Origin of the sequence: Trichocoleus sp. DQ-A1, assembly GCF_039961955.1 — a bacterium.
Taxonomy (GTDB): Bacteria; Cyanobacteriota; Cyanobacteriia; order Cyanobacteriales; family FACHB-T130; genus FACHB-T130.
In genome coordinates, this window is sequence record NZ_JAMPKE010000002.1 from 104,115 (window position 1) to 124,391 (window position 20,277).

Consider the following 20,277-nt stretch of genomic DNA (forward strand, 5'->3'; position numbering starts at 1 on the left):
TCATGAAAAATGATGAATTGGGAACAAATTCATCATCTAATCTTCAAGATTTATCTTTCCGATTTCCGAAAAAATACGGATCTATCACCCGATCGGGTTAACCAATCTGTAGGAGGGCGATCGCGCCTGCGCCAAGCGATCCTATTTATAGAGGCTCTTCACTTGAGACGCTGGCAGGCACTTCAAATGGCACTAACGACTTTAATTCCCCAAAAACTCCTCTCCAAAATTCCCCATTTTCAACCCGTACAATTCGCGACCACTTTAGGAATTTTGTCTGCGTTGCTGCTGAATACATCTACTTCGACGTTAGCTCAGCCAGCATCCGATGTGTCTTCAGAACAACCCAACCAGCAATTGACTGTAGAACAGCAATCAGGAACGTGTCCTGCATCAGTCGGACTTTGGACAGTCTTGTTGCCTTCTGAAGGTGCTGCCGATCATACAGTTGTCGCTGACACGAAAGCGATCGCGAGTAATGGGAAAATTTCATCTTCAGGCAATACGTTTGTGGAATATGAAGCTCCACTGCAAGAAGCTTATGCCTCCTGTGTCGGTCAGGCAAGTTCTCCAGATTTACACTCCTATAGCTTCGAGTTTCGCAATGGCAAAGTCTATTTTCGCGTGAATCTCGATTGGGTTCCTGGCTATACCAAGATTGTTTCTAAAACCGTGGCATCTGGGCGTCCTTTCGTGCATTGGCAAGCCAGCGAATAAACTCCTGCAAAATCGCTCAAAATTGCTTTATCTATCAGCTTTTGAAATATCGATCGTTTTAGTGAAGTCTAGTAGTAAGTGTTAGTTGCGTGCCTTTATCACTGAAGATTAATAATAAAGCGATCGCTTCTTGTCACATAGGAAGCGATCGCTTTCATGAATCTTATCAACTAATTTTATTAATCCTTGCCGAACCACTCTTGCATTTTCTGCTTTGCAGCTTCTTTTACTTCAGAGTTGATATTCCAAACAATCATACTTAGGGCAGTCGTTAAGGAACCTATATCATCCCCAAATCCTACAGCAGGAAGAAAATCAGGAACAGCATCTACGGGCAATATTAAGTAAGCTAATGCTCCATATACAATTAGTTTTTGGTTAGTTGGAGTGTTTGGATGCTCAGCAGCATAGAAAAGAATTAAAGCGTTTTCAACAACATTTTTTCCAGCTTGCACTGCAAAATTTCCAAGCTTTTCCCAAAACAGATCATCTGAATAAGTAGTTTCAAAACTTGTCTGGGTATTTGCTGTTTCTGATGAAGAGAAGGGGGTGACGGGAATCCCTGCTTTTACGAGAACTGAAGTTGCTTCTTTCATGGCATTAACTGCATAATCATCATTTAATCCACGTTCTCGAATCTCTCCCATCTTCTGAACAAATGCCTGTATAGCTTGCACCTGCTCATCTGTGATTTTCAGTTCTGCTTGAGCTAGCTTGATTGCTTTTGCTTCACCAGGGTTAAGAACCTTATCCACCCAAACAAGGTTCAGAATATAGAACATTAAACCAAAGCGAAGCGTATCATCTGCCTTAGACAGTTTTTTTAAAGAGTCCTCTAAGGTAGGCGGATTAATAGCATAAGACTGCACCTGACGCTTTGCAGATTCAGACATATTATCCAGATCGGGAGTATTTAAAATTAGGTTCAACTCCTCTGGATCAATTGAGCCATCTGCTGCTGCAACTGCAAAAAGCACACCATAAAAGGCTAAGCGATCATCCTCAGACGTTTGGGGTAAACTTACTGGCTTTCTGGTAGTTTTTCCAAGCGCCATAGCCGTTTCTGTTACTGCTTTACTCGCTTGTGATACAGCACTGCTAACAACTCCCCCAAAGCCTGTCGCTGTTTCTGCTGCGGCTTGAGTTGCTTGCGATGCAGTGTTGCCGACAGCTTCTCCAAGATTTGTTGCTGTCTTAGTGAGTGATTCCCAAAAATTTGGTGGTGTCATGAGTAATGGGGGAGTAGAGGTGGGATGTAACCTTTGACTCAAAGGATATCCTCCTCTCAGCAAATAACGGCTCAGTGTTTTCACCCATGTTGGATACGATCGCGCAACTATTGTCAGTAAAAATAATCGCTTGGAAGCGCGATCGCGTCAAAAAAAACCCGCTTTCTTCAAGAAAACGGGTTTTTAAAAATACCAACTTCTATCCTAATAACCAGTAGCTGCCAAATCCAACTCATGCGCGTAAGCAACCCGTTCCACCCTAGTTTCAATCCTGCCATCTGGATACAGATTAAATAAACGAAATCCTGGCGCTTCCTCATCTAAGGAAAACTGGTGGCTATGCGGTTCAAACTGAATTGACGTAGAGGGACTACCCAAGTAATGAACCTCACCGCGCCGCCGATAAAATTCTTGATGAATATGACCAAAAACAACCAACCGCACCTGAGAATGGCGATCGATGACGGCAAATAGTTCCTCTGAATTTTGTAATGAACTGCCATCCAGCCAATCGGAATCGACAACAAAAGGGGGATGGTGTAAAGCAATTAGGGTAGGACGTTTATCTGCACGCTGTAGCTGCTGGTCTAGCCAAACTAAGCTTTCTGAAGATAGTTTGCCATAGACGCAACCTGGTACGTGAGAATTGAGCAATAAAAACTGCCACCCTCCCGCTTCAAACGACTTCTCCGGACAAATCGGAGCCTCATTTAATACCTCTTGCATAACCAATGGTTGGTCATGGTTGCCCGGTAGCCAGTAAGTAGGAATTCCCAGAGGACTCAGCAGTTCTGCCAACCGCGTGTAAGATTGCGGCTTACCATCTTGGGACAAATCTCCTGTTAGCAATAGCAAATCCGGCTGAGGGCACATTCGGTGCAATTGCTCTAAAACTACATCAAAAGACTTGGCAGTAGGAAGCCCTAGCAATTCCTTTTTGGTATCTGCGAACAAGTGAATGTCTGTAATTTGAGCAATCAGAAGCGGGTTGGCTTGAGTCATAGTTTCTGTAATGAAAAGGTATTCTGGTCGCTGCTCAAAAAAATACTTAGCAAGTCAGTACACCCAGATGGCTGTTTTTGGTCAAACCAAGGCGATTCTCCGCTTAGAGATAACCAAAGCTGACGAACTTCCCCAGCAGTAGGCGAACGTCAACCATTCCGTAAATCCACTTACATTTGGAGATTCGTATTAGATTAGCGTTTCAGATCATCAAAGACTTGCGATCTAGGAACCCCGTTCCTGTGATCGTCATCACATCAGATAACCTGTATCAGCTTTGAATATAGCGACTAGTCTTCCAATTCGTACAGAGTCAATGCGTCCGGAAAAAATTTTGGTATACTAAGAATCTGCAATTGCGGCGGCATAGCCAAGTGGTAAGGCAGAGGTCTGCAAAACCTTTATCCCCCGGTTCAAATCCGGGTGCCGCCTTTTTAATCTGGGATTCCAATCAAACCCCCGCTACCAGCGATCGCTTTGCCGATGGCATAGGCGGGGATATTTTGGGATTCAAACCAGCTGATGGTTTGGTCGGCTTGGTTTGGGGGCACAAGGACTACAAAACCGATGCCCATATTGAAAGTATTAAACATATCGGCGGGTTTGACTTCACCAGCGTCAGCAAGCCAGTTAAAAATAGGTGGAATCTCCCACGATTGAAGATCGATCTGGATGGATAGATCGGCACCAATACAGCGAGGTAAGTTTTCTGGCAAGCCGCCACCCGTGATGTGAGCCATGCTATGAATGTCAAGCCCAGCCTTCCGTGCTGCTAAAACGGGTTTGACGTAAATCCGGGTGGGAGTTAATAAAACTTCCCCAAAATTCTTACCGTCTAAAAGCGCAAAGCCTTCCCCCCTGACATCGGTTGGGGAGGCGTGCAAGTCAACGCCGCTACGTTCAACAATCTTCCGCACTAGACTAAAGCCATTGCTGTGGATACCTTGGCTCGCAAGCGCGATCGCCACATCTCCCTCTTGTACCTGAGAACCATCCAATATCTGGCTCTTTTCCACAATCCCCACACAAAAACCTGCCAAGTCATACTCGCCCAGTTGGTAAAAACCCGGCATTTCTGCGGTTTCTCCTCCCAGTAGGGCACACCCTGACTCACGACATCCCGCAGCGATGCCATCAACCACCTGAGTCAGCTGCTCTGGGTTTAGTTGCCCTGTCGCTAAATAATCTAGAAAAAATAACGGTTCTGCGCCACACGTCAACACATCGTTGACGCACATTGCTACAAGGTCAATTCCCACGGTGTGGTGAAAGTTGAGCTGATGGGCGAGTTTTAGCTTGGTGCCCACGCCATCCGTCCCTGAAACCAAAACCGGCTCTTTGTATCCAGTTGGCAACTGAAACCAACCACTAAAGCCGCCTAAACCACCCAATACTTCTGAGCGGTGCGTACTTTGCACCAAACTGCGGATTTTCTCTACAAAACTCCGCCCCGCCTCAACATCTACACCAGCGTCTCGATAATCCATGAATTCAAACCTGTTCAGCAGCGATCAAGAGACGTATTTTACTTGGCTAACGCGACAGATAGGACAGCGATCGCAATTTTGTACCGTTGGGCAGCACTATGCCCCGATTGCTTCACCAATTATTCACAAACTGGCTTCCTCGTTTGTGAAGTTCTGATAAAGTTCCGGAAACCTGATTTTTGTCTCAAACCATATTGACTTCAACATCATAACCGCATTTTTTCGGAAATTACTGTGTGAAGGTTTCATAAAGTTGTTGCTTCCTAGCGGAAATCCCCGATCCCCTTTTCAAAAACTTCATGGTAATCTGTTGCAGTTCCACAGACCAGGGTGAACACAGAACGAGTACGAGTTATCGATTGGGCAAATGAGCCGTCTGGCGCTACCACTGGCATTTGGCTCTAAGCTCGACCTCCCAGTACTTTTCACAAGGACTCTATGAACCAAAGATTTTGTTTCGGAATGTTTGCAACCCTTTTAACGACTGCCCTCCTGGGTACGACTACATCTAGTTATGCGGAGTCAATCAAGGGGGTTAACCAAGCTTCCGAATCCCGTGTTTCTCAGGCGCAACAGACAAGCAAATCGAGAGTAACTAAAAACGACCTTCGGCAAGCAGTCTCTTCGCCCTTACTCTCAACACCGTCAAACCTTCAGCCGACCAACGGTGTCAAATTGGGAGAATACCAGTCTCAATCCGCACTCCGTTGCTTAGTAAAACCTTGTCCAAGTGCAATGGATCGGGCAGTTGTTGCTAAAATTCTTCCCCATGAGTTAAACGGGTATCAGGCAGCAACACTCTATGTCCGCAGTATTCCAGTCTTAACCTTTCTCGGCTCCCGTCAAGCTCCCGCAGAAAGCACGAAAGTAGGGGAAGCCCAGAGAACTTCAGACGGGTCGCGTCAAGCGGATGCCAACACTTCTCAAGACAATCCGGTTTGGCGAGCCACTGCTGTTGCTGCGAAGCTGAATCAGTTGAGCCGAGATCAAGTGGATGCGAAAGCGATCGCGGTCGTTTGGAATGGTGACAAGAGCAACTACAGCATTAAAGTGAATGGCGAGGAACTGGTGGAGGTAAACGGGAAAACAAGATTGCCCGACACCACTCGTAACGTTGCCACCGATGCCTTACAAGCAACCAATCGGCTGAGACGCCTGATGGGGAACGCGCCGCCGCTACGGGCAATTGCAGGTGTACCCACATCTAAGCCCAAGCCGCGCCAGATTGCCAAGCGCCCTAGCGCTTCCAGAGTCGCGAACGAGCGATCGCGCGTCGTGCAACAACCATCGAACGCCATTGCCTACAGACCAGTCATCTCCGAGTTTAAGGGCATGGCATCCTGGTATGGTTACGCTGGCAATGGCACTCAAAGTGCCAGCGGTGAAAGATTTAATGAGAATGCAATGACCGCTGCTCACCGTACCTTACCTTTCGGAACCCAAGTGCGCGTGACTAACACAAACAACGGGCGTTCTGTCATTGTGCGAATCAACGATCGCGGGCCTTTTATCCGGGGTCGGATCATTGACGTGTCAGCCGGGGCTGCTAGAGTTCTAGGCATGATCAGCAGTGGTGTGGCACCAGTGCGTGTAGAAATTCTAGGCAAACCGCAGAAGGTAGCAATTGATGACAACTAAACTTTTAGCCACAAAGGTGCTAAGCCCAGACTCTTGACATTGAACCTCCTGTTCACCTAAAACGCCCAATCCTCTTTTCTGGAGATAGACTACTGGGCAGAGAGTAGTGTTAGTGGTTAGTAGTTGCTCGAAAACCAACTACTAACCACTAACAACCAAAAAAGGGGGGTTTGGTGCGCCTGTTTACGACAACTGCTGGATTGCACTGCTACTTGGATTTATACCGGCATCCCTTGAAAATCGGTTTTGTACCGACGATGGGAGCATTGCACGCAGGGCATCTTAGCTTAATCCAACACGCTCGACGCGACAACGATCGGGTCATCGTCAGCATCTTCGTAAATCCGTTACAGTTTGGCCCGACAGAGGATTTTCAACAATATCCTCGTCGGCTAGAGCAGGATTGGCAATTGTGCGAACAAGCAGGGGTAGATGCGATTTTTGCCCCCGCTCCTGAAGAAATGTACGGAATGAGGAATGTGGAAAGGACGCTTGCGCCTGTTCCCGATTCCCAATTACCCATTCCCAATGACTTAACTCAGGTAGTTCCACCGGAGAGCATGACCTCATTGTTGTGCGGTCGCTCTCGTCCCGGACACTTTCAGGGAGTGGCGACAGTGGTGGCGAAGCTATTGAACCTGGTACAACCGACTCATGCTTATTTTGGCGAAAAAGATGCCCAGCAACTGGCGATTATCCGGCGTCTGGTGGCGGATCTCAATTTGCCGGTAGAGATTATCGGGTGTCCCATCGTCAGGGAGGCGTCGGGACTGGCACTCTCGTCCCGCAATCAGTATCTAAGTGCTGAACAGAAAGAACAGGCGTCTGTCTTGTATCGCGGCTTACAGCAAGCGCAGAAGAAATTTAAATCGGGAGATCGCGATCGCATTGTTCTCATTGAGGCAGCTCAAAAGGAATTTGCACTCGTCCCAGAGGTACAGATCGAGTATATTGAACTGGTTCACCCAACAACTCTCATGCGATTGGAAAAAGTTGACGAGGCGGGACTGTTAAGCATCGCGGCGCGGCTAGGAACAACCCGTTTGATTGATAATGTAACTTTGCGCGATCGCCAGCCGATTCTGGCGATTGATGGCCCTGCCGGAGCAGGAAAATCGACCGTAGCCCGCACGGTTGCCCAGTCTTTAGGACTACTTTATTTAGACACCGGGGCGATGTACCGCGCCCTGACTTGGCTGGTTCTGGAATCAGGAACCAGCGTCAAAGATGAACCCGCGATCGCCGAATTAGCGAGCGGTTCTCAGATTCAGCTAAGCACCAGTGACGACCTCCAGACGCCAGTGCGGGTTTGGATTCATGACCGCGAAGTCACCCAGGCAATTCGCTCGCGAGAAGTCACAGCTCAAGTATCAGCGATCGCTGCTCAACCCTACGTCCGCCGAGAACTCGTAAAACAACAGCAGCGCTGGGGAGTAAAAGGAGGCGTCGTCGCCGAAGGACGCGACATTGGCACCCACGTTTTCCCGGATGCGGAACTCAAAATCTTCTTAACCGCCTCCGCTCACGCACGGGCACAACGCCGTCAGCAAGACCTGAAAAACCAAGCTCAGCCAGAAGTCAGTTTAGAGCAGTTAGAACGGGACATTCAAGAACGCGATACCCACGATAGTACCCGCGCCTTGGCACCCCTGCGAAAGGCAGCCGATGCCATCGAGATCCAAACCGACGGTCTGAGCATAGCCGAAGTCACTGCACAAATTGTCAGCCTTTATCATCAAAGGCTGTCTGTGCCTGTCTAGCGGCTGCTTTCTGAATGTACGGTTTAACAAAAATACAAGGTCAGTAAAAACTAACTTTAACCCGGATTAACTTCTGGTTGGTGAGTATTCTGCTGTAGCCTGCAACAGGGCAGACTTCACTGCCCTGTACAAAAAATAAGCAATTTAACGATAAATGATATAGTTTCTAGCTTTTAGCGCTCTAGACAGGGATTCTAGAGACGAACAAAGGACAGTAGACGCACGTCCTCTAGCTAGCAGTCTTGCTCGCGCAAGTTGCGCCGCTAGTTGTGAAAAAATTTTTGAGAAGCATGGTGTCTGGAAGTGGCGGCAGATGAATTGCCGCCCGGATGAAAGGAGGAGTGGAGGGGACTTAACGTGGCAAAGTATGACAGATTTCTCTGGCGGGAAAAAACAACATTAATTGCTCTGGCTGCGGCTGCTAGTAGTTTTATTGCTGGTCTCATGTTGCCAGTAAACCCACAAGGTAGCGATCCAGAAATTCTTCTATCCCCTACTGAAAAAATGGGGCATCACACCCCCGAAAAAAGTGGCATTGATATCCAAGCTTTAAAGGCACAGCGAGATGAGGCATTTGTAAAGGTATTCTCTCGATTGGAACAGGAGGCACAAGACAGACGCCTGATGGTTTCTGTACCTACGCAATTTCAGGGCAAAACCTTTCAGGAAGTAACCCTCAGCAGCAAAGAGAAAGTTATCGCCCTGACATTTGATGATGGACCTTGGCCTAAAAGCACGTTGGAAGTGCTGGAAATTCTCAAGAAAAATAACATCAAGGCAACATTCTTTATGGTGGGGAAGAACGTGAAAAATTTTCCCCATTTGGCGCGTCAAGTTTCCCTGGATGGTCACGCGATTGGCAATCACACTTGGAGCCACCTTTACCATCGCTTCAACGAAACTGGAGCTTCCAGTGAAATTGACCGTACATCCGACATGATTTATCAAACTACAGGCATCAAGACAACTCTATTTCGTCCACCCGGTGGTCATCTTAAAAACGGATTAGCCGCCTACGCCCATAAGAAGAACTACGCGGTTGTGATGTGGTCTTCTGATTCAAGAGACTATAGCCGTCCTTCGGTGCCATTATTCATCAAGCACGCGCTAACTGGAATCACACCAGGCGGAATTGTCCTGATGCACGATGGAGGTGGCAATCGAGACCACACGGTGCGGGCTTTACCCCAATTAATTACCGAATACAAAAAGCGTGGCTACAGGTTTGTCACGGTGCCAGAACTGATGGAGATGCAAGACAAAGAAGTGAAGTTAGCCGCTGCTGCTAAGTCAGCTTCTCCGAAAGCTCAATCGGCTGCTCCCAAAACTCAACCGGCTGCTCCCAAAACTGAATAAAGAAAGATAATATTTCCCGTTTCATGGGCTATACAGAGGTGGCTGATGATTGGGAAAAAGGTTTAAGTTTTGAGTGGTGAATTTTGAATTAAAGAAATTTACTTTCACTCATTACCATCATGCTGAATCCCACTGGCCTGTACGATATCGCAGGCATTTATAGAGTTTATAGAGCAAGAATTTCTTCTCTATGATGCTTGTAAGGGGAACCCGACGGGTTCCCCTTCACTTTTTATTTACTGCACCGAGCTAAGCACCTTTTCTGGTGTTGCTTCAGGATTGGCTTCTGGAGAATCAGCCTCGGAAGGAGGCACAACTTGCCAAAATTTGGCTAGAGACTCAGCCCAGTTGGCTAAAATATCTTTTGCTTTCTGGCTACCTGTACGTTCGGCGTGCAGCTCAATCAGCTCTTTGAGTTGTTGCTCACCGGCAGGTGTCCTGACTCGTTGCAGCTTGACAATTTCTGGGTTTACCTTCGATGTAAAGCTGCCATCCTCATCGAGGAAGTAAGCTAAACCCCCGGTCATCCCCGCGCCCACATTGCGTCCGACTCTGCCCAAGACGACAATCGCGCCGCCAGTCATGTATTCGCAACAGTGGTCGCCTGCACCCTCGATCACCGCCATGCCCTTAGAATTGCGAACGGCAAAGCGCTCACCGGCTTGACCATTGGCAAGCATAATGCCGCCTGTGGCACCGTACAGACAGGTGTTGCCGACAATCACGTTCTGGGCTGGATCGTAGGTGGCTGACTGGGGCGGCTTGATGACAATTTCGCCACCATGCATCCCCTTGCCTACGTAGTCATTTGCTTCACCTTCCAGGTTGAGGGTGATGCCAGGGAGGTTGAAGGCACCAAAACTTTGACCCACACTGCCTTGGAAGTTGAGGGTAAGACTGCCACTCCAGCCGGTGTTTCCATATTGAGTCGCGATCGCTCCCGCAATTCTTGCCCCAACCGTCCGGTCTGTATTTACTACGGTTACAGCTTTGGTCACGCTCGACTGATTTGCGATCGCATCCTTAACTTCCGGGTCGTTGAGCAATTGATCGTCCAAAACCGAGCCATTGCTATGAACGGCCTCGTGAACCAACCAGGAACGGTCTTCGCGGGTATCGGGAAGACGGGTCAGGCAATCTAGATTCAGCGCCTGTGTCTTGGTGAGTTTCGTTGGGCGCACCTTCAAGAGGTCGGCTCGACCAATGATGTCGTTGAGCGACCGATATCCCAACCGTGCCAAGAGACTCCGCACTTCTTCTGCCGCAAAGTAGAAGAAGTTGACGACGTGTTCTGGCATTCCGGGGAAGCGCTTCCGCAAGTTTTCTTGCTGAGAAGCTACGCCTACAGGGCAGTTATTGGTATGACAAATCCGCGCCATAATGCAGCCTTCGGCAATCATAGCAATTGAGCCGAAACCGTATTCTTCTCCGCCCATTAAAGCGGCAATAACGACATCCCAGCCACTCTTAAAGCCACCGTCTACTCGCAGAATCACGCGATCGCGCAAGCTGTTTTCCATGAGGACGCGATGCACTTCGGTTAACCCCAGTTCCCAAGGGCTTCCGGCGTGTTTAATCGACGACAGCGGAGAAGCGCCCGTACCCCCATCGTGACCGGATATCTGGATAATATCGGCATTTGCTTTGGCGACCCCAGCCGCGATGGTACCGATGCCAACTTCTGCTACCAGCTTCACCGATACTCCCGCTTTCGGGTTAATTTGGTGCAAGTCAAAAATTAACTGCGCCAAATCTTCAATGGAATAGATATCGTGGTGCGGCGGCGGCGAAATCAACGTCACCCCAGGCTTGGAACGGCGCAGCATGGCGATGTAAGGGCTAACTTTTGTCCCCGGTAGCTGACCGCCTTCTCCCGGCTTGGCACCTTGAGCGATTTTGATTTCAATTTGCTTGGCGCTCATCAGGTACTCAGGGGTGACGCCAAAGCGACCGCTAGCAACCTGCTTAATCGAAGAAGAAGCCGTATCCCCATTCCTTAATCCTTTCAGATGCGGTAAGACCTGGGAATGACCCATTTCATCGACATCATCGAGAACTTTGTAACGAACTGGGTCTTCGCCGCCTTCTCCAGAGTTGGATTTACCGCCGATGCGGTTCATGGCGATCGCGAGGGTTTCGTGCGCTTCCCGCGACAATGCCCCTAGAGACATCCCACCTGTAGCGAAACGCTTGAAAATTTCCTCGACTGGCTCTACTTCTGCCAGTGGAATGGGGGCGCGATCGCTTTCTAGATCCAGCAAATCTCTGAGCGCCGTTACGGGCCGCCCTTGCAAGTGCTTTTGATAAACTTCGTAGTGGTCGTACTGCGGATTCTTCACCGCCTGATGCAGCGACTTGGCAACTTCCGGGCTGTTCATGTGGTACTCGCCCCCCGGACGGTACTGCACAAAGCCACAGTTTTCCAGCTTTTTGCGCGGCACTTCTGGGAACGCCGCCGAATGGAAGGACATCACTTCTTGGGCAAGTTCTGCTACGCTCAAGCCACCGAGGCGCGACGCCGTCCCCGCGAAGCCGAGCTTCAGCAAATCTCCTCCAATACCAATTGCCTCAAAAATTTGTGCCCCTTGATAGCTAGACAGTAGAGAAATCCCCATTTTTGAGAGAATTTTCAACAATCCAGCTTCTACCGCTTTGCAGTAATTTTTTTGAGCCTGCTCTAAGCTAATACTCTTAATTCTGCCCCGCTGCATCATATTTTGGGTTTTGCTATCGCTCCACCAATGACGCACGGTTTCCAGAGATAGATAAGGACAAACCGCAGAAGCACCGTAGCCAATTAGACAAGCAAAGTGGTGGGTACTCCAGCACTGAGCGGTATCGACAATTAGAGATGCCCTCGTCCGCAGACCCTGCCCAATCAAGTGGTGGTGTACTGCCCCTACAGCTAAGAGCGGTGGAATATAGCTAGATTCGGCACTAATACCATTCGCTATGCGATCGCTTAGAATGATTATTTCTTTCCCAGCACGGACGGCTTGAGCCGCTGCTTCGCATAAGCTTTTAACCGCTGCCTCTAGCCCTTCTGGCCCTTTCTCAATTTCAAACAGCGTTGAGAACTGCTCTGTCTCGAAAGAAGAAGCGCAGATTTGCTCTAGTTGTGCTTCATTCAGAACCGGAGACTCTAACTTCAGCAACCGGGCATACTCTGGTTTCACTTCCAAGAGATTTCCCCGCTTACCCAGAGAAACCGATAGCGACATCACCATGCCTTCGCGCAGGGGGTCAATTGGCGGATTTGTCACCTGGGCGAAGCGCTGCTTGAAATAGTCATAAAGCAAATGCGGCTTTTCTGACAGCACTGCGAGGGGAATGTCATCTCCCATGCAGAATGTCGGTTCTTTTCCAGAAGACGCCATTTCCTCAATGACCATTTCCACATCTTCAGTGGTGTAGCCAAAGGCAATTTGCTGGCGCAGCAAGGTTTGATTATCCAGCTTTGGTTCTGGTGCAAAAGCCTCCGCTGCTAGATTTTGTCGGTGAGACGCTAGCCACTCTCCATAAGGATGGGTAGCGGCAATCCGTTCCTTAATCTCCCAATTTTTTTGAACTTCGTGGGTTTCCAGGTCAACGGCGATCATTTGACCTGGCCCCAAGCGACCTTTTTCCAGAATCTCTGCTTCGGGCAAATCGACTACACCGGCTTCGGAAGCGACGACGACGTAGCCATCCCGCGTGATGCTGTATCGAGCCGGTCGCAGACCGTTGCGGTCGAGGGTCGCCCCTACTTTTTTCCCGTCGCTGAATACTAGCAGTGCTGGGCCATCCCAAGGTTCCTGAAGCCCGTTGTAATATTCATAAAAATTAACAATTTCTGGACGCTCCAACAATTCCGGCTGATTTTGGTACGCCTCTGGCACCATAATCGTCAAGGCTTCCAGAGGACTCCGACCCGTGCGTACCAGTAACTCTAGTACGTTATCAAGAGTTGCCGAGTCGCTATTATCGAGATGAACGAGTGGCTTGAGGTCGTTGATGCGTTCTCCCCAAAGCGGATGCTTCAGCTCTGCCTCTCGTGCCATCATCCAGTTAATATTTCCCAACAGCGTATTAATTTCGCCGTTATGCCCCAAAAGCCGCATTGGCTGGGCTAGAGGCCATTTGGGCAGCGTGTTGGTGCTGAAGCGTCGGTGATAGACCGCAAAGGCGCTCTTATAAACTGGATTTTTTAAATCTGTATAAAATTCTCCCAGCACGGCGGAGCGCACCATGCCCTTATAAACGATGGTGCGGCTAGAGAACGAACAGACGTAAAAATCTTCCGACCATTCTAAATCGAGGTCGCTATTGGCTTTGAGTGCCTTGCCGATACGGCAGCGAGCCAAATACAACTTTCGTTCCAGTTCATCGCCCTGTAAATGGGTCGAGGTACAGATCAGCTGCTCGATTCGTGGCTGGTTCTCTTTTGCCTGTATCCCAAGCACCTGGGGCTGTACCGGCACCTCTCGCCATCCCAAGACAGTTAATTCTTCCTGTTCGAGAGTTTTCCGAACAATGTCCTTGGCTCTGCTGGCAGCTTCGGTATCTTGGGGTAAAAATACCATTGCCACCCCTGTCTGCTGAGTCGGGGGCATTTCTATGCTTTGAGTTGCCAACCATTCACCCAACAGTTCCCACGGAATGGCGGTCATCAAACCGGCTCCATCCCCAGAATCCTGGTCAGCACTACAACCGCCCCGGTGTTCCAGACAAGCCAGGGCAGATAAAGACTTCTCGACTAATTCATGCTCTGGCGTTCCCTGCGGATTGGCGATGAACCCGACGCCGCAGGCATCGCGCTCCTCTACCAACCATCGCGGGCCAGGAGAGGTTTCTGCCCCCTTTAGCGTTCCCTGTAATTGATGATTATCATTCACACTCCTGTTCTCCATGAGCTGATCCACGTTTTTCCTTTACTTACTGATACAAATTTCCCGTTCTCAGGTTGTTAACCCTGTGGCAAGACTTTACTAAACAACAGGATTAAAAATTGTCAAACGATGACAAAACTCGTCGTCAATGTATTTAAACACTCATTTCAGTCTTCTCTCGCCGAGACTAGGTGATGCCTCCAAAGCCTGACTTATCTAGATATAGATGCCATTTGACCATGAAGGCTGCAACTGAATGACATTACTATTTTTTCTGCTTTTTTTGTGCTAGAGCCAAGGGTGACAAAACTGGTTGTCAGAGCGATCGCTTCCCGCAAGGTGCTGTTAAGAACCTCGTTCTAACCCGATTCCTATCCCAGCAGCCTGCAAGAGTGACGGATTAGACATCTTATCATTTTTTAATGACGCCTAATATAAATCCCCGACGCTGGTCAAGGGACTGGTAAGCGACCCCAAGACATAGAGCCAGGACAAACAAATTGTAGGGGCTATCGTCAACACCAAGTCTAGACTGGGCTATGTTTTTAGCCGCTACTTTGAGAGCGAATGCTTCGCCCTATTGAGTTGTTGAATAAAGCGTCTTGCCGAACCCTGCGGTTATGCTTTTTATTATGAAGCTAAAAAAGCAGGCTTGAGAAGATAAAGTCATTGTTTTTTGATAGTTGTGCTGCTGACGCGCTGAGTTATTTTAGAAGTCGTGACTCTGTAGACACGCATCCAGCGCTATCCAGGTGTATGGCAAATACGCCCCTACAGAAGAGCCGCCCTATTTTTATTGATGTTGTCGAATGATCAGGAGAACGACGTCACAGAGTGAGACGTTCGATGGTGTAGCGGGCATAATTGCCCCCGGTCGCCTAATCGCTTTCTCGCTCCCGTCCATTATTGCCCTCTCAGTTTACATGGCGACTTCTTCCCCGGTCGGAAGCACTAAAGAGCCAGTGTTAAAGGCACGGGAGAGCGAAGAAAAGAGCCAGATAGCACCACCGACTGCCAAGCAGATACCTGTAGCCCCCCACAAGCTCCCCCCCAAAGGATTACAGTTTTATGCCGCTCTCAGCAGGCCCAACAAGTTGCCCAGTCAAGCGTTGCCTGTTGCAGCTCCCACTGGGAAGCTTCAAAAATTACCGGCACCGGAATTGCCCCTAACCACACAGGCGTTGGTGCCTTCAGCATCGCCTCAGATTTCTCGGTTGGGTTATCAAGTTTCTATCAACGGTCGCACCTTGCCAGCCACTTGGAGTCAGTGGCGGGTGGGAGAGTCTGTCCGTACCGGAATTAGCGACGCCGGAATGAGTCAAACATTGGGGGTAGAGCTTTTAAATACTGGAGATGTCACCAGACAGCCGGTACAGTGGTTTTCCCAACCGGCAACGGAGCCGCTAATGTTAGCGACGCAGGCAGTGGGGTCGTATCGCTATCTAGATATTACCGATTTCGCCCAGAGAGCCGGTTGGCAGATGGAGGTAAAGGGCACCAAGCTCTTGATTTCCTCTAAGCCAGCGCAAGTGGCAGATATTCAACCAGCACTGCAACCGAGGGGTTCGCGCATGACGATCGAGATCGATCGTCCGACGCCGTGGCAAGTGAGAAAAGAGGGTGAAGAATTAGTCGTCACAATGGATGCAGTGGCTACTCCCGCTCTCCTCCAGCGTTTTTCTTCCGCTCCAGTACCACTGCTACAGGCTCCGAAGCAAGGGAAGGTCGCAGAGAAGGACAGGGAAACAGAAGGAGAGATTCCCTTGATGGTTCCACTTCCCCATCGCTCGAAATTACCGACTCCAGTGGTGGAATCAATTCAGAACCAAACTCAAATCCGTATCAACATTCCAGCCGGTCTGTCTCCTCGCTTTTCCTCCCTACCCAACCCGAATCGATTGGTTATCGATTTTCTACCAGAGGCGATGGTAGAGCGAGATATTCTTTGGGCGAAAGGAATCCGCTGGAAACAGCAGTATGTGAGTTTGGGTTCTTCCCGATTTCCGGTGGTCGGACTGATATTGAATCCCAGTCTTCAGGGGGATGTCAACTTGCCCTTTTTTAAAATGAAACCGATCTGGAGCCATCCTTCCAAGATGGTGGGAGTCGCTCCCCTGAGCGAGACAGCCCAGATGTGGCACGCCTCGGCGGCAGTCAACGGGGGCTTTTTTAATCGCAAGAACCAGCTACCTTTAGGCGCAATTCGGCGGGATGGGCGTTGGTTATCCGGGCCGATTCTGAATCGAGGCGCGATCGCCTGGAATGATACGGGAGCAGTAAAAATTGGGCGTCTGGCGCTCCAAGAAACTTTAATGACCGCAACGGGTGCGCGGTTGCCAATTCTTTTCCTCAACAGTGGCTACGTCAAGGCAGGCATTTCCCGCTATACCCCGGAGTGGGGAGCAACCTACACGCCTCTCATTGATGATGAAATCATTGCCGTTGTTCAGAACAACCAAGTCACGAGCCTTCTACCCGGAGGGATTGCAGGGAAAACTGCATTTCCCATTCCCCGCAATGGTTTCTTACTCACCCTCCGCGCCAACCGAGGGCCAGCCAGTTCTCTCCCGCTTGGTACGAAAGTATGGGTAGAGGGAGCTACTGTCCCTGCTGACTTTAACCGCTACCCGCACATTGTTGGTGCTGGTCCCCTTTTGTTGCAAAATCGGCAAATTGTGCTGAATGCCAAAGGCGAGCAATTTAGCGACGCTTTCGATAAGCAAGCCGCAATTCGCAGTGCAATTGGAACGACCGCAGACGGCAACCTAATGATTGTTGCCGTTCACAATCGCGTTGGTGGAACTGGGCCTACTTTGAGAGAAATGGCTGCCCTGATGCAAAAAATGGGTATCATTGACGCCCTCAACCTCGACGGTGGCAGCTCTACCAGCCTCTACTTAGGGGGGCAGCTCCTAGATCGCCCTCCCTCCAGTGCCGCCCGCGTTCACAACGGTCTTGGTATCTTCTTCCAGCCCACCCGGTAGTCGCTGATTTAGGATTTTTTTACGATTTAGCCAATTTGTCAACCGTTAAAACTTCTATGAAGACTTGATGTAGATTGCGAGGATTCAGTAGTTTACGGTTACAACAGCCTGGTTTGATTTGCTATGTTTGGCAAAGATTCCCTCAATGTGTCAGCGATCGCTCACTACAATTGTCCATTCTCAAAATGTATTCACCATGCTGACAAAGCAACGGTTTTAAGGAGAAACATCAATGGCTCAGGCGCAAGAAATTTCTCAAACTTCTGCCTTCCCTTTACCCAGTTCGATAGCCACCAACGGAATTGCTGCAACGGAATTGCGCCCTTGGGGTTCTTTCACGATTCTGGAAGAAGGGCGAGGCTACAAAATCAAGCGCATTGAAGTAAAGCCTGGTCACCGGCTCAGCCTGCAAATGCACTACCACCGTAGCGAACACTGGATCGTGGTTTCAGGCACAGCGAAGGTTGTTTGTGGCGAGCAAGAACTGACTCTTAGCAGTAATCAATCGACCTATGTTCCTCAATGCCATACTCATCGCCTAGAGAATCCTGGTGTCATTCCTCTGGTATTAATCGAGGTTCAGAATGGGGAATATTTAGGAGAAGATGACATTGTTCGTTTTCAAGATGACTACTCCCGCAGTCAGCAAAAAAAGTAGGCTAGGGTTCAAAGTTGGGTAGCTCGACGAGCGACTACCCGATTTCAGTATTTTTTTGAAATCAAATTTTCTAGGGCGTGCTTCCATAATCAGGTGGGAGTCGCCCTAAATTGTTTCCAAAGGGTATGCGATCGCGCCGAAGTCCTAATTCTATCTTTCATTCATCTATTGCATTCCCACGGCTCTTGTCATTCCCGGACGAGCCAGGAGTCATCTAAAGCGAGTGGAGTGTGTCTACTCAGTTAGACCTGTGAAACTGGACAAGTTTCCTGATTTCTCTTGCAGGGGTAGGGGTTGGGCGTTAAAACATCTAAGGCTGGCAAGCAAAACCAGAGCCTTGGGGACTAATCTAGAATAACTGCCAGAACACTGCATCTACCTCATGCTGGGAAAAACGCTCAGTGGTCGCTACCAAATTATCAAACACTTGGGAGGCGGGGGGTTTGGTCAAACTTACCTTGCCGAAGATCAGCAGCTACCGGGCAATCCACAATGTGTCGTTAAGCAACTCAAACCCAAGGCTAACGATTCATTAACGTTGGAGGTAGCTAGACGTTTATTCGATCGGGAAGTTCAAGTCCTCTATCGCTTAGGTAATCACAATCAAATTCCTCAACTTTTAGCTCATTTTGAGGAGGAGCAAGAGTTTTATTTAGTACAAGAATTCATCGAAGGGCACGAACTCAAGCAAGAATTACCTGTTGGGAAGCAACTGAGAGAGGACTTCGTCATTGTTCTTTTACAAGACCTCTTAGAAGTCTTAGCGTTTGTCCATCAGCAAGATGTCATCCACCGGGATATTAAACCGTCAAACTTAATTAGGCGCAAGCAGGATGGCAAATTAGTCTTGATTGATTTTGGAGCCGTTAAAGAAGTTGGCACTGAGACAGTCAGTTCTTCAGGAGAGACAACTTTAACGGTGGTAATTGGTTCCCCCGGTTATATGGCAAACGAACAACTCAGCGGTAAACCCCGATTCAGTAGCGATATTTATGCTGTAGGGATGCTGGGAATTCAAGCCCTTACCGGATTACCGCCATCTCAACTGCCAGAAGACTCCAGAAACAGTGAAATTTTATGGCGCGATCGCCTGCCAGTCGGGACGCGGTATTCTGTGCCCCTACTAGATGTTTTAGACAAGATGGTGCGCTATGACTACCGCCAACGCTACCAAACAGCAATAGAAGCTTTGCAGGCGCTTCAGCAGCTCAATACTGACTTAGTAACGCAGCCGATGACACCCCCTCCTTATAATGTCAGGTCATCACCTACTGCTTCTTTGCTACCCGTCACGCAGACGCTGTCGATTCAAATCTCATCAGCAAGGCAACCGACAAACCAGAATTCTTCTGTGGCGATATCGGTCATTCAGAAAGCACCACCAAAGTCTGATGAAGAAGGGATTTCTACTATCCAAAACAAGGCTCCTGTACTAATCAGAATTGGCGCGGGTATTGCTACGGCTTTAGTTCTGACAGTCGGAATTTTCTATTTTCAAAGACCTCATACCATTGGAGAAAAACCACAAGAAATTGCTTTAGTCAACACTCTCCCCGGCCATGCAGGCGGCGTTACATCGATTGCAATTAGCCCGGATGGTCAGTTCCTTGTCAGTAGCAGTCTCGACCAGACGATTAAGATTAGAAACGTCCGCAGCAAAGAAATCATTCACACGCTGACCGGGCATTCAGGATATGTTTATTCTGTTGCCATCAGTTCGGATGGTCAGACCCTCGTGAGCGGGAGTGCCGATAAAACAATTAAGGTGTGGAACCTGCAAACAGGGGAACTGCTTCGCACCCTGAGGGGGCATTTAGGGGATGTGTATTCCGTTGCGATTAGCCGAGATGGGCGAACCCTTGTTAGCGGTAGTCAGGACAAAACCATCAAGGTGTGGAACCTGCAAACAGGTGAATTGGTGCGATCGCTGATCGGGATCAAAGAAGGGCTAGATGAGGGCGTTCGGAATGTTGCCATTAGTCCAGATGGACAAACGCTGCTCAGTAGTAACGTTTATGACATCAATGTGTGGAATTTGGAAACGGGCGAACTGCGCCGCACCTTTGGGGGACATATCGAGGCAGTGAGGGCGATCGCGATTAGCTCGAATGGTGAAACCCTAGCCAGTGGCAGTCCAGATGGAACTACAAAATTGTGGAATTTACAAACAGGCGAACTGCTGAATACGTTTCCTCATGGATCTCGATTGTCGAATGGCTCTTTTTCTGGGGGAGTGTATGCGGTTGCCCTCAGTCCAGATGGTCAGACGCTCTTTAGTGGCAGTGGGACTAAAGAAAACAGCCTAAAATTGTGGAATCGGCGGACTGGAGAATTGATTCGCACCTTGACGGGACATTCCAACACGATTTTCGCAATTGCGATTAGTCCGGATGGGCAGACGATTTATAGTAGTAGCCTGGATGGAACCATTAAGGTTTGGAGCGTGCCTTAAAGCTAGAAGCTTGGGGAAATAAGGGTAGAGAATCAAGGCTGAGGAAACAAGAGGGCGAAAAGCGATCGCGCTCATGCGAAGCGAGGGGTTAGCCTAGCGCTGACTTGTCAGTTCGCGTACTCTGTG

At 49.1% G+C, this 20,277-nt stretch carries 12 protein-coding genes and 1 tRNA gene; 9 read left to right on the plus strand and 4 right to left on the minus strand.

Annotated features, from left to right (window positions below):
* Positions 1–9 precede the first annotated feature (9 nt).
* Positions 10–717 (plus strand): hypothetical protein, encoded by a 708-nt coding sequence (locus tag NDI33_RS03050; RefSeq protein WP_190674164.1) that lies wholly within the window; start codon positions 10–12, stop codon positions 715–717.
* Positions 718–896: 179 nt separating this feature from the next.
* Here NDI33_RS03050 and NDI33_RS03055 read toward each other — a convergent pair whose 3' ends face one another.
* Both NDI33_RS03055 and cpdA read right to left on the minus strand, forming a co-directional pair.
* Positions 897–1,988 carry a DUF1232 domain-containing protein gene (locus NDI33_RS03055; protein ID WP_348245614.1) on the minus strand — a complete coding sequence of 364 codons (1,092 nt, stop codon included), beginning with the start codon at positions 1,986–1,988 and terminating at the stop codon, positions 897–899.
* Between the two features lie 162 nt (positions 1,989–2,150).
* Entirely contained in the window at positions 2,151–2,948 is a 798-nt protein-coding gene (gene cpdA, locus NDI33_RS03060) for a 3',5'-cyclic-AMP phosphodiesterase (RefSeq protein WP_190415375.1), read from the minus strand.
* Positions 2,949–3,308: 360 nt separating this feature from the next.
* Between cpdA and NDI33_RS03065 the strand changes: the two genes are divergently transcribed.
* Positions 3,309–3,380 (plus strand) — tRNA-Cys (locus NDI33_RS03065).
* Between the two features lie 2 nt (positions 3,381–3,382).
* Here the strand turns inward: NDI33_RS03065 and purM are convergent.
* Entirely contained in the window at positions 3,383–4,435 is a 1,053-nt protein-coding gene (purM, locus tag NDI33_RS03070) for a phosphoribosylformylglycinamidine cyclo-ligase (RefSeq protein WP_190674166.1), read from the minus strand.
* Here purM and NDI33_RS03075 point away from each other — a divergent pair.
* The 4 genes from NDI33_RS03075 to NDI33_RS03090 all read left to right on the plus strand — a co-directional run bounded on the left by NDI33_RS03075 (position 4,434) and on the right by NDI33_RS03090 (position 9,189).
* Complete coding sequence (locus tag NDI33_RS03075) at positions 4,434–4,592, plus strand: hypothetical protein (RefSeq protein ID WP_190415379.1); 159 nt, start codon at positions 4,434–4,436, stop codon at positions 4,590–4,592. The two genes, purM and NDI33_RS03075, sit on opposite strands and share 2 nt — an antisense overlap.
* 305 nt (positions 4,593–4,897) lie before the next feature.
* Positions 4,898–6,073, plus strand: a complete 1,176-nt coding sequence (locus NDI33_RS03080; protein ID WP_242033063.1) for a septal ring lytic transglycosylase RlpA family protein — start codon at positions 4,898–4,900, stop codon at positions 6,071–6,073.
* 173 nt (positions 6,074–6,246) lie between these two features.
* Positions 6,247–7,833, plus strand: coding sequence for a bifunctional pantoate--beta-alanine ligase/(d)CMP kinase (locus NDI33_RS03085; RefSeq protein ID WP_190674170.1), 1,587 nt, complete (start codon positions 6,247–6,249; stop codon positions 7,831–7,833).
* A gap of 357 nt (positions 7,834–8,190) precedes the next feature.
* On the plus strand, positions 8,191–9,189 hold the full coding sequence (locus NDI33_RS03090; protein ID WP_347275864.1) for a polysaccharide deacetylase family protein: 999 nt from the start codon (positions 8,191–8,193) through the stop codon (positions 9,187–9,189).
* 236 nt (positions 9,190–9,425) lie between these two features.
* Here the strand turns inward: NDI33_RS03090 and NDI33_RS03095 are convergent, their stop codons facing one another.
* Positions 9,426–14,078: a glutamate synthase-related protein gene (locus NDI33_RS03095; RefSeq protein ID WP_190674172.1), complete on the minus strand. Its 4,653-nt coding sequence runs from the start codon at positions 14,076–14,078 to the stop codon at positions 9,426–9,428.
* Between the two features lie 788 nt (positions 14,079–14,866).
* Here NDI33_RS03095 and NDI33_RS03100 point away from each other — a divergent pair.
* The 3 genes from NDI33_RS03100 to NDI33_RS03110 all read left to right on the plus strand — a co-directional run bounded on the left by NDI33_RS03100 (position 14,867) and on the right by NDI33_RS03110 (position 20,151).
* Complete coding sequence (locus tag NDI33_RS03100; protein WP_242033064.1) at positions 14,867–17,041, plus strand: phosphodiester glycosidase family protein; 2,175 nt, start codon at positions 14,867–14,869, stop codon at positions 17,039–17,041.
* 232 nt (positions 17,042–17,273) lie between these two features.
* Positions 17,274–17,699 (plus strand): phosphomannose isomerase type II C-terminal cupin domain, encoded by a 426-nt coding sequence (locus NDI33_RS03105; RefSeq protein WP_190415385.1) that lies wholly within the window; start codon positions 17,274–17,276, stop codon positions 17,697–17,699.
* Between the two features lie 382 nt (positions 17,700–18,081).
* Positions 18,082–20,151: a serine/threonine-protein kinase gene (locus tag NDI33_RS03110; protein ID WP_190674175.1), complete on the plus strand. Its 2,070-nt coding sequence runs from the start codon at positions 18,082–18,084 to the stop codon at positions 20,149–20,151.
* Positions 20,152–20,277 lie beyond the last annotated feature (126 nt).